The sequence below is a fragment of the Actinospica durhamensis genome, from assembly GCF_018139695.1.
Lineage (GTDB): Bacteria > Actinomycetota > Actinomycetes > Streptomycetales > Catenulisporaceae > Actinospica > Actinospica durhamensis.
On record NZ_JAGSOG010000033.1, the window covers coordinates 37,549 to 48,476 of the forward strand.

7 protein-coding genes are annotated in these 10,928 nt (G+C 70.2%); 5 read left to right on the forward strand and 2 right to left on the reverse strand.

Annotation, left to right across the window (positions count from 1 at the left end; translation table 11 throughout):
- The first annotated feature begins 184 nt into the window (after positions 1-184).
- From KDL01_RS09740 to KDL01_RS09755, 4 genes are all read left to right on the forward strand, one after another.
- Entirely contained in the window at positions 185-1,429 is a 1,245-nt protein-coding gene (locus tag KDL01_RS09740; protein ID WP_212528066.1) for an ROK family protein, read from the forward strand.
- 57 nt (positions 1,430-1,486) lie between these two features.
- Positions 1,487-2,689: an ROK family transcriptional regulator gene (locus tag KDL01_RS09745; RefSeq protein ID WP_212528067.1), complete on the forward strand. Its 1,203-nt coding sequence runs from the start codon at positions 1,487-1,489 to the stop codon at positions 2,687-2,689.
- Positions 2,690-3,241: 552 nt separating this feature from the next.
- On the forward strand, positions 3,242-4,510 hold the full coding sequence (locus tag KDL01_RS09750; protein WP_246576205.1) for a ricin-type beta-trefoil lectin domain protein: 1,269 nt from the start codon (positions 3,242-3,244) through the stop codon (positions 4,508-4,510).
- A 183-nt stretch (positions 4,511-4,693) separates the two neighbouring features.
- Positions 4,694-6,304 carry a lectin gene (locus tag KDL01_RS09755; RefSeq protein ID WP_212528069.1) on the forward strand — a complete coding sequence of 537 codons (1,611 nt, stop codon included), beginning with the start codon at positions 4,694-4,696 and terminating at the stop codon, positions 6,302-6,304.
- Positions 6,305-6,384: 80 nt separating this feature from the next.
- On the opposite strand, the gene KDL01_RS09760 is transcribed toward KDL01_RS09755, so the two are convergent.
- Positions 6,385-7,506, reverse strand: a complete 1,122-nt coding sequence (locus tag KDL01_RS09760; RefSeq protein WP_246576206.1) for a glycoside hydrolase family 19 protein — start codon at positions 7,504-7,506, stop codon at positions 6,385-6,387.
- Positions 7,507-7,849: 343 nt separating this feature from the next.
- Between KDL01_RS09760 and KDL01_RS09765 the strand changes: the two genes are divergently transcribed.
- Positions 7,850-9,769: an arabinofuranosidase catalytic domain-containing protein gene (locus tag KDL01_RS09765; RefSeq protein WP_212528070.1), complete on the forward strand. Its 1,920-nt coding sequence runs from the start codon at positions 7,850-7,852 to the stop codon at positions 9,767-9,769.
- Here KDL01_RS09765 and KDL01_RS09770 read toward each other — a convergent pair.
- Positions 9,756-10,928 (reverse strand): CocE/NonD family hydrolase (locus KDL01_RS09770; RefSeq protein ID WP_212528071.1); only part of this gene is annotated, 1,173 nt, incomplete at its 5' end. The two genes, KDL01_RS09765 and KDL01_RS09770, sit on opposite strands and share 14 nt — an antisense overlap.

Consider the following 10,928-nt stretch of genomic DNA (forward strand, 5'->3'; position numbering starts at 1 on the left):
GGCTTACCGAGGTACCGGGAAGGCGGCGGATATGCGGATTGAGCCCCGTGCGGGGGGCGGCGGTAGGCACCGTCCCCCTTCTTTCACAACTTAGTTCGTGTTCCGATTTAACTTCCGCAGTACTCTGCCGTCAAGAGTTCGACGTCTGACGCGGGTGCGTGGGACGGGTGACCGGGAGGGGTGCATGGCCGAACGGCGCGGACGCAACGTCCGGGACGTGCGCAGATCGAACAGGTCGCTGCTGCTGCGCCACCTTTACTTCCACCCTTCGAGCAGCCGGCTGGACCTGAGCCGGGCGACGGGGTTGAGCGCGGCGTCGGTCAGCAGCGTGGTGGCCGAGCTGATCGAGGCTCAGGTGGTGATCGAGTCCGGTGCGCTGGAGTCCGACGGGGGACGGCCCCGGATCCTGCTCGACGTCGCGGCGCCGCGGTTCCAGGTGATCGGCGTGGACGTGGGGGAGACCCGGATCCGGGTGGAGCGCTTCGATCTCGGGCTCACCGAGCTCGCCCGGGCCGAGATCCCGATGCCGCAGGGACGCGAACCCGGCCGCTGCGCGCCGGGGGACGTGGTCGCCGGGGTGGCCGAGGGGCTGGCCGTCGTCGGATTGCCGGACCCGGACAGCGGGGTGCGCGTGCTCGGGATCGGGATCGGGGTCCCCGGGATCGTGGCGGGGCGGCCGGAGTCGGTGGTGCACTGCCAGACGATCGGCTGGGACGCGGTTCCGCTCGAGGCGCTGCTGCGGGAGGTGACCGACCTGCCGTTGTTCATCGACAACGGCGCGAATACGCTCGGCCAGGCGGAGATGTGGTTCGGGGCCGGGCGCGGGGTGAGCGACACGCTGTTCCTGCTGATCGGCTCGGGCATCGGCGCGTCGGTGATGCTCGACGGCGTCGCCTACCGCGGTTCGAGCACCAGCGCGGGCGAGTGGGGGCACATCACCGCGGCGATCGGCGGGCGGCTGTGCCGGTGCGGGGCACGCGGGTGTCTGGAGGCGTATATCGGGGCCGAGTCGATCATCGCGCGCTACGCCGAGGCGGCGCCCGCCGCCGACGCCGCGTCGGCCGCCAGCGAGGAGGACGCGCTGCTGCGGATCCTGGCGGCGGCCCGGCGCGAGGAGTCCGAGCAGGGCCGCGCGGCGCGGGCGGTGCTGGCGGAGACGGCGCTGCACCTGGGTGTGAGCATCGGAAATCTCATCAACCTGTTCAATCCGGAGCGGATCATCATCGGCGGCTGGGCGGGCCTGCTGCTGGCCGGCGACCTGCTGCCCGGGGTCCGGGAGGTGGCCCGCGCGCACGCGCTGCGCCATCCGTTCTCCAAGGCCGCGATCGAGGTCGGCCGGCTCGGCCCGGACGCGGTCGCGCTCGGCGCGGCGACGCTGCCGGTGGCCCGGTTCCTGCACACCGCGGGCGTCGGGCCCCGTTCTCATTGAGGCCACGTATATTTCGCCTCTATCAGTCATCCGAGTCTCGAGGCGGGTGGGGAACCGATGCACGACCGTAGGCGCGCGACCGTGAAGGACGTACGGCGGGGCAACAGGTCGGCGGTGTTGTGGTGGCTCTACTTCCACCGGGCGTGCACCCGCCAGGAGCTGGGCGCGGCGACCGGGCTGAGCGCGGCGTCGGTGACGAGCGTGGTGCGCGAGCTGCTCGACGAGGGCCTGGTGGCCGAGGCGGGATCGCAGGATTCTGACGGTGGCCGGCCGCGCACGCTGCTGGAGGTCGACGGGCGCTACGGGTTCGTGGTCGGCGTCGACGTGGGCGAGACCCGGGTGCAGGTGGGGCTCTACGACCTGACCCTGGCCGAACGGGCGAAGGCCGAGTGCCGGCTGGACCCGACCGACCACGCGCCGGCCGTGGTGGTGCGCGCGGTGGCCGAGGGCCTGCGCACCGTGCTGGCCGACGCGGGGGTGGGTCAGGACGCGGTGCTCGGCGTCGGGGTCGGGGTGCCGGGGATCGTCGAGCAGGGCGAGCAGGCACTGGTCCACGGTCAGACCTACGGCTGGGACGCGGTTCCGCTCGAGGCGATGCTGCGGGAGATCACCGATCTGCCGCTGCGGCTGGAGAACTGCGCGAAGACGACCGGACAGGCGGAGCTGTGGTTCGGCGCCGGGCGCGGCACGCGCAGCGCCGTGGTGACGATCCTCGGCTCCGGCGTCGGCGCGTCGCTGATCACCGGCGGCGGCATCTACCGGGGCGCGACCTCCAGCGCGGGCGAGTGGGGCCACATGAAGATCGTCGCGGGCGGCCGCGCGTGCCGCTGCGGCTCGGCCGGGTGCCTGGAGGCGTACGTCGGCGCGGAGGCGATCATGGACCGCTTCGGCGCGGCGGTCTCGGCGTACCAGGACGAGGAAGCCGCCATCACCGCGCTCGCCGCGGACGACTCGCCGGGTGCGGCCGCCACGCTGGCGGAGACGGCGGAGTATCTCGGCATTGGTATCGCGAACCTGATCAACCTGTTCAACCCGGAGCGGATCATCATCGGCGGCTGGGCCGGACTGCTGCTCGGCCCCCGCCTGCTCCCCGCGATCCGCACCGCCGCCGGCCGCCACGCCCTGCGCCACCCGTTCGCCGCCACCTCGATCGAACTCGCCCTGCTCGGCCCGCGCGAAGGAGCACTCGGCGCCGCGACCCTGCCCCTCGAAAGCCTGCTCGACGGCGCACTCCGGTTCCGCAGGGCGGCGGGTCGGTAGGCGAGGCGTGGCGAGCGCCTGATCGACCCCTGAGTTCTCGACACCGTGTCGGCGGTACCGGGGCCGCGCCGTCGCGCCCGCCGACGCCTTGAATCCGAGGTCGGACGGGCGGATCGCGGCCGGGTCGCCGGTGCGGCGCGCCGCGCCCGGTTCCGAAACTTCCGGAAAGCCTTGACGGGCTTATTGGTTTAGACCACCGTACGAGGCGTCACCCCGCGGCCGGGGTGCGAGGCGCGGGACATCCGATCCCTGCGTCAGGGTCCGCACGCGACCCGCGGCGGGCTGCGCGCCCCCGAGGCCGCGCCGCGGATCGGTTCTTCGCTGGTCCACGGCTCACTCCGGGCCGCCTGGAGGCTTTCTCCTCACAGAATCGGGATCCTTATGAAACCTGGCAACATCGGAGGTCACGACCCTCGCGGGCCGGGCCGCGGGACGCGGGTGCGCGGGGCGGTGGCGGGCGTCGGCACCCTAGCGTTGGCGCTCGGCGGCGTCTTGGGCGTGGCCAGCAGCGCTCAGGCAGCGAGTTCCATGTACGTAGCTCCGTATGTGGATATGTCGAACTCGCAGGAGAGCGTGCTCAACACCGTCATCTCCTCGGACAAACTGCAGGCCTACACCGCCGCCTTCGCCATCGGCGAGGGCTGTAGCGACATCTGGGGCGACACCCTGCCGATCGGCTCCGACCCGACCATCGGCGGGGAGATCTCCTCGGCCAAGGCGGCCGGGGCGCAGGTCATCGTGTCCTCCGGCGGCTCGGCCGGTGAGCCGCTGTCGTTCACCTGCGGCACGCAGAGCACGATCGACGCCGGGTACCAGGCGATCATCAACGACTACGGCACCGACTACCTCGACTTCGACATCGAGGGCGCGGCCATCGCCGACACCACCGGCATCGACCAGACCTTCCAGGCCATGAAGGACCTCAAGGCCTCGAACCCGAGTCTGGTCTGGTCGGTCACCGTCCCGGTCCTGCCCACCGGCCTGGACAACTACGGCACCGCACTGCTGCAGGACGCGAAGAACGAGGGCGTGACCATCCCGGTCGTCAACATCATGACGATGGACTACTACGAGGGCGACCTCGAGATGGGGCAGGCCGCGATCAGCGCGGCCGAGGCCACGCTGAGCCAGATGAAGGCGGTCAACTCCTCGTACACGTACGCCAACGTCGGTATCACCCCGATGATCGGCGTCAACGACGACGGCTCCACCTTCACCCTGTCCGACGCCTCCACGGTGGCGAGTTGGGCCGCGTCCAACGGCATCGGCCGCCTCGCCTTCTGGTCGGTCGACCGCGACCAGGCCTGCCCGGGCGGAGCCACCGGCGGGTCCGCCTCGTCCACCTGCAGCGGCGTCTCGCAGGGCACCGGCGCGTTCACGGCCGGCTTCCTGAGCAGCGGTGGCGGTGGCAGTAGCGGCGGCGGCAGCGGCGGCGGAACCGGTGCGACCGGCGCCGTCACCGGCTACCAGGGCCTGTGCCTCGACGTGCGCTCGGCCTCGACCGCGGACGGCACCGCGGTCCAGGTCTACACCTGCAACGGCACCAACGCGCAGCAGTGGACGGTCGAGTCCAACGGAACCCTCCAAGCCCTCGGCAAGTGCCTCGACGTCACCGGCGCGGGCACCGCCAACGGCACGAAGGTGCAGCTCTACACCTGCAACGGCACCGGAGCGCAGCAGTGGAAGGCGCAGTCGAACGGCGAGCTGGTCAACACCAACTCAGGCTCCTGCCTCGACGACACCGGCTACGGCGGCTCCGGCACCCAGGTGCAGATCTGGGCCTGTGCCGACACCTCCAACCAGCAGTGGCACCTGCCGTAACACTGTGATCATCAGATCATGATCATCAATCCTTGACCAGCGCGACCGTGCGGCCCGGGCCCACACCGGGCCGCCCGGCCCCGCGCTCACCCACGCCACACCCACACGCACACCACCCACACGCACACCACCCACACGCACACCACCCACACGCACTCGCTCAGCGCGTTCGAAGGAAGAACCATGACGATCTCTCGACGCAGGCTTCTGTCCACCGCCCTGGCCGGGACCACGGTCGCCGCCGTGGGCGGAACCGAACTCATCTCGGCCTTCACCAGCCCGGCCAGCGCCGCATCGCCGGCCGGCGACGTGGTGGGCAAGATCACGGTCGGCTATCAGGGCTGGTTCGCCTGCATCGGCGACGGGGCGCCGATCAACGCCTGGTGGCACTGGAGCAACAACGAGGCCCAGGCCCCGTCCCCGAGCAACAACAACATCAAGGCCTGGCCGGACATGACCGTCTACAGCAAAGGCTATGAGACGGCGTACGCGAATCTCGGCAACGGATCCCAGGCCACCCTGTTCTCCTCCTACGACCAGTCCACGGTCAACGAGCACTTCGCGCTGATGGCGGCCAACGGCTGCGACACCGCGGCGCTGCAGCGCTTCGACCCGAACGGCTCCGAGGGCCCGACCCGCAACGCCGTCACCGCCCGGGTGAACACCGCCGCCCAGGCCAACGGCCGGAAGTTCTACATCATGTACGACGCCACCGGCTGGACCAACATGTCCACCGAGATGCCGGCGGACTGGACCGCCAACATGGCGCAGTACACCTCGTCCTCGGCCTACGCGCACCAGAACGGCAAGCCGGTCGTGGGCATCTGGGGCTTCGGGTTCAACGACACCAACCACCCCTGGGACGCGGCCACCTGCCTGTCCGTGGTCAACTGGTTCAAAAGCCAGGGCTGCTACGTCATGGGCGGCGTCCCGACCTACTGGCGCACCGGCGTCAACGACTCGCGCTCCGGCTACTCGAGCGTGTACGCGGCCTTCAACATGCTCTCGCCGTGGATGGTGGGCCGGATCGGCAGCGCCGCGGACTCGAACAGCTTCTACAACAACGTCAACGTCGGTGACCAGTCCTACTGCAACAGCAACGGGATCGACTACCAGCCCTGCGTCCTGCCCGGCGACCTCTCGGCCCGCCAGCGCGTGCACGGCGACTTCATGTGGGCGCAGTTCTACAACATGGTGCGGGTCGGCGCGCAGGGGATCTACATCTCCATGTTCGACGAGTACGGCGAGGGCAACCAGATCCTCAACACCGCCGCCACCCAGGCCGCCGTGCCCACCAACTCCGGCCTGCTCTCCCTCGACGAGGACGGCACCGCCTGCTCGGCCGACTACTACCTGCGGCTGACCAACGACGGCGGCCGGATGCTCAAGGGCCAGATCGCGCTCACCGCCACCCGGCCGACCGTGCCCAACCCCGGCACGTCCACCACGGGCGGCTGCGGCTCGATGACCGGCAACCAGCAGATCACCGTGAACCAGTCCATCACCTCCTGCGACGGCAGGTTTCTGCTCGTGCTCGGCGGCGACGGCAACCTGGTGCTCTACGAAGGCAGCACCGCGCTGTGGGCCTCGGGTACGGCCGGCAAGGCCAGCGCCCGCGCCGTCATGCAGGGTGACGGCAACTTCGTCATCTACGACGCGAGCGGCAACCCGCTGTGGGCCAGCAACACCGCCGGGAACAACGGCGCCTCGCTCTCCGTGCAGAACGACGGGAACACCGTCATCTACAGCGCGACCGGCGCGGCCCTGTGGAGCACCGGAACAGCAGGCCACTGACCGCCAAGTACCCGACATGCGCGGGCCCGCCTCCCCGACAGCCTGTGCTGCCGGGGAGACGGGCCGGTCGGATCGGCGCGTCAGCAGGTGAGGTTGCTGCCCGGCGAGACGCCGAGGATGGAGGTGAAGGACTCGTAGTCGTTGACGCGGTCCTGCATCTCGGAGGTGGCGCCGCCGTTGCACTCGATGTCGTTGATGGCGCGGATGGTGGCGCCGAACCCGTCGCCGTCGGTCATGGCGCTGTGCGAGGTCTCGGAGCCGCCGCCGGTCCCCGTCATCCAGTACCACAGCGCGGTCTCCCAGGAGATCGCGGAGTTGGTGGAGACGAGGTTGGGGTTGTCGAGCAGGTCGACGCCGAGGGCGTTGCCGGCCGCGTAGTAGTTGAAGTTCCAGGAGATCTGCAGCGGGCCGCGACCGTAGTAGGCGTAGGTGCCGGCCGGGCAGCCGTAGGATTCGGAGGCGCAGTAATCGCCGGACTGATCGATCTCGTTGATGTAGACCAGGCCGCCGGTCTCGTGGTCGACGTTGGCCAGGAACGCCGCGGCCTCCTGCAGCTCCACCGTGGTGCCGCCGGTCGTGGCGAACGACGGGTACGCGCTGAGCGCGGTGACCAGCCCGCTGTAGGTGTAGAACGAGTTCGCGTTCGGGAACATCTGGTTGAACTGGGCCTGGCTCACCACGAACCCGCCGGCCGTGCTGCCCTGGCCGGGCAGGGTCCAGGACTGGTTGGCGCCGCCGGTGCAGTCCCAGATCTGGACCTGGGTGCCCGAGCCGCCCCAGCCGGTGTCGTCCAGGCACTTGCCGGAGTTCGGGTTGACCAGGGTGCCGTTGTTGCCGGGCTGCCAGACCTGCGCGACGGTGCCGTTGCAGGTGTAGAGGTCGACCAGGGTGCCGTCGGCGGTGCCGGCCGCGTCCACGTCCAGACACATGCCGAGCACTTCCAGGCTGCCGTTCGACTCCACCGTCCACTGCTGGGCGTTGGTGCCGTTACAGGTATAGACCTGGATCGGGTTGTACTCGGCGGTGCTGGCGCTGCGGTCGTCGAGACACAGCCCCTGGTAGCCCGTGACGGCCCCGGTGCCCGCGGCCTGGGCGACGCTCGCGGCGGCCACCCCGAGGCCGGCCAGGAGCGCGAGGGCTCCGAGCACGGCGACGGCGCGGCGCCGGAGGGCGCGTGTGAGTGGGTGCTTCGTCGGTTTCATCCGGTGGGTCCCTCGCTTCATGGCGTGGTGCGGAGTCGAGCCCTGATTCGAGTGCGCGACCACGGAGCCGTCGGCGGCCTCTGCCACGAGCGTGGGGTGGTGGGGCATGGCAGCGCTGCGCCGGGCCCGGCGTGCGCGCGAGGCGTCGCCGGGGTGGTGATCCGCGTATACGGGGCCTGCTGTGCCGCGCACCCGTACGGTGCTGAGAGTGGTCTAGTCCAATCGAGTTGTCAAGGCTCCGCGCCGCGTCGTCGGCCGCGGCGCCGGGTGATCCCGCTCCGCTCGGCAGGCGGGCTGAAACCACTGCGGGGCCCACACCACTGCCGGGCTGAAGAAAATCACTATGACGGAGGTATTCGTGCACGTTCCCTTCTCGATCCGACGCGGCTGGCGGCTGCTGTTCGCCCTGCTGCTCGCGGTGGCGATCGCGGTGCCGGTGTCCGGTACGGCCGCACCGCGGGCCGCGGCCGCCACCTCGACCCTGCCCTGCGACCTCTACGCCTCCGGCGGCACGCCGTGTGAGGCGGCCTACAGCACCACGCGGGCGATGTTCGCGTCCTACGACGGGCCGCTCTACCAGATCCAGCGGGCCTCGGACGGCACCACCCTGAACATCGGCCTCGAATCGACCGGCGGGGTGGCCGACTCGGCGCCGCAGGTCTCCTTCTGCTCCGGTACGACCTGCACCATCACCCTGCTCTACGACCAGACCGGCAATGCCAACAACCTGCCGATCTCGCCCGGCACCTCCTGTTCCGGCTGCTCGGGCGGCCTGGCCGGCCCCGGCGCGAACGGCGCCGACATCGGTGCGAACGCGATGGCGCTGCCGGTCACCGTCGGCGGACAGCCGGCCTACGGGGTGCTGGTCAACGACATCGGCACCGGCTACCGCGACGACGCGGTCAAGAACGTGCCCACCGGCGCGCAGCCCGAGGGTATGTACATGCTGACCTCCTCGAACCTCACCAGCGGACTGTGCTGCTTCGACTTCGGCTCGGCCGAGACCAACGACTCCGACGACGGCGACTCGACCATGAACGCCATCTACTGGGGCACCGCCTGCTGGACCGGCGGCTGCTCGGGTTCCGGGCCCTGGGTCGGCGGCGACCTGGAGAACGGCATGTACTTCAGCGCCGCCGGTCCCAACCCCTCGAGCATCCCGAGCGAGACCGGGTCCTTCGTCTCGGCGTGGGAGAAGAACAACGGCACCACGAACTTCACCCTGAAGTACGGCAACGGGCAGTCGGGCGGGCTGACGCAGGCGTACTCCGGCGCGCTGCCCAACGGCTACAACCCGATGAAGGTGCAGCCCTCGATCGAGCTCGGCACCGGCGGGGACAACAGCCCGAAGGGCAAGGGTGAGTTCTTCGAGGGCGCCGTCACCGCGGGCTTCCCCACGGACGCCACCGAGAACGCCGTCCAGGCCGGCATCGTCGCGGCCGGCTACACGAACAACACCACCACGTTCGCGCCCGACACCGAGTCCGTGATCAGCCTGCACGCCCACGCGAACGGGAAGTACGTCGACGCGGCGAACAGCACCACCTCGCTGATCGCGGACGCGTCCTCCATCGGCACGAACGAGACCTTCGACATGTTCCTCGACGAGAACGGCACGGTGAACCTCAGGGCGCACTCCGACGGGGACTGGGTCACCGCCGAGAGCGACGGGAGCTCACCGCTGATCGCGAACCGCGGCGCCGCAGGCCCCTGGGAGACGTTCTACCTGATCCACAACAGCGACGGCAGCGTCAGCTTCCGCGCCTACAACGACCAGAAGATCGTCACCGCGGAGAACGCCGGGGCGTCGGCGCTGATCGCCAACCGCACCGCGATCGGCCCGTGGGAGGAGTTCGACCTCGTCTACGACACCGTCCCGATCAGCCTCCGGGCCCACGCGGACAACGACTACGTCACCGCCGAGAACGCCGGCGCCTCCCCGCTGATCGCGAACCGCACGGCGATCGGAGGCTGGGAGACGTTCAACCTCATCCACAACAGTGACGGCAGCGTCAGCTTCCTGTCGCAGGCCGACAGCGACTACGTCACCGCGGAGAACGCGGGCGCGTCGGCGCTGATCGCCAACCGTACCGCGATCGGTCCGTGGGAGGAGTTCGACCTCATCGCGAACAACGACGGGAGCATCAGCTTCAAGTCCCACGCGAACGGCAAGTACGTCGACGCGGCGAACAGCACCACGTCGCTGATCGCCGACGCCTCCTCGATCGGCACGCCGGAGGAGTTCGACCTCATCTTCGACTGACGACCGGCAGGACGAGCCTCGAGCGCCGCGCCGGGTCGTGGAAGACGATCCGGCGCGCGCCGCTCGGGGCGAGGTCCCAGCGAGGGAAGCAGCTCCCGGTCACCTGGAGGCGGATGCGGTGCCCGGGCTGGAACACGTGTGCGGTCGACCACAAGTCGATCCGATGCTCCTGTGCGCCCGCTCCGTGGGCGCGCAGGATGCCGTCGGTGATATTGCGGGAGACGCCGTCGGGGGCCACGTCGCACAGGCGGGCCACCCAGTCGGTTACGTCCGCGGTGGATTCTCCGGCCAAGTCCACCCGGACGCGTCCCATGACCTCGAGCGGCAAGGCCAGAGGTGCGCTGGTGTAGACGAGCACGTCATCACGCTTCTCCACCTGCTGCTGGTCGTACGGCCCGGCAGGGAATTGCGGCGACAACAGCACCGCGCCGCCGTGCGTCGTCACGGGACTGCTCGGGTCCGTGCGCAGGCGGGCCCCGGTCGCCTCCGGTTCGGGCGCGTCCGACGACAAGACACCGCCGTCGTGTAGAAACCACGACGTGTCGGCGGCCGCCGGGGGCCAGTGCGGCATCCGGCGCCACGTGTCGGCGCCCGTGACGAAGACCAGGACGGATTGTTCCGACGCCGTCGGATGGGGCTCGAGTTGGCGGCCGAGCCAGTCAAGTTCCCGGTCCAGCAGTGAATCCGCGCCGTCGATCGCCGCGGCGTCGGCGGCCGCGCCGAAGTCGATCTCGCCCACGCGGCGGGTCTGATTGTCATGCGACCACGGGCCGACGATCAGGGAGACCGGCGTCCCGTCCCTGCGTGCCCTGGCATAGGCGTCGAGGCTGCCTTGGAGGAAACAGTCGTACCAGCCGGCCACGATGAAGGCGGGGACGTGCGCCGGTGCGTCGGTGCCGGCGCCTGGGGGAGCGGGCTCGGCGTGTCGGGGGAGGGGCAGGTTGAGCCGGCTTATCGCATCGCTGTCGGGAAATGCGTCGAGCGCGTCGTCCAGCTGCGCGAGTTGTCGGCGCAGCTCGTCCGGCCGGTCTGCCAACCGCCGCTCCAGAACGTTGACACCGAGGGTCGACGTCCACTGCGTCACCAGTCCGAGCTCGTGCGCGCCGCCGCGTGCGAGTAGGCCGTCGTACGGGTCCGCCCAGGTGAACTCGGGTATGAC

Bases quoted from the DNA above. Each gene is read 5' to 3' on its own strand.
- KDL01_RS09745 (WP_212528067.1), top strand. From the start codon at position 1,487: ATGCACGACCGTAGGCGCGCGACCGTGAAGGACGTACGGCGGGGCAAC.
- KDL01_RS09760 (WP_246576206.1), bottom strand. From the start codon at position 7,506: ATGAAACCGACGAAGCACCCACTCACACGCGCCCTCCGGCGCCGCGCC.
- KDL01_RS09740 (WP_212528066.1), top strand. From the start codon at position 185: ATGGCCGAACGGCGCGGACGCAACGTCCGGGACGTGCGCAGATCGAAC.
- KDL01_RS09765 (WP_212528070.1), top strand. From the start codon at position 7,850: ATGACGGAGGTATTCGTGCACGTTCCCTTCTCGATCCGACGCGGCTGG.
- KDL01_RS09755 (WP_212528069.1), top strand. From the start codon at position 4,694: ATGACGATCTCTCGACGCAGGCTTCTGTCCACCGCCCTGGCCGGGACC.
- KDL01_RS09750 (WP_246576205.1), top strand. From the start codon at position 3,242: ATGTCGAACTCGCAGGAGAGCGTGCTCAACACCGTCATCTCCTCGGAC.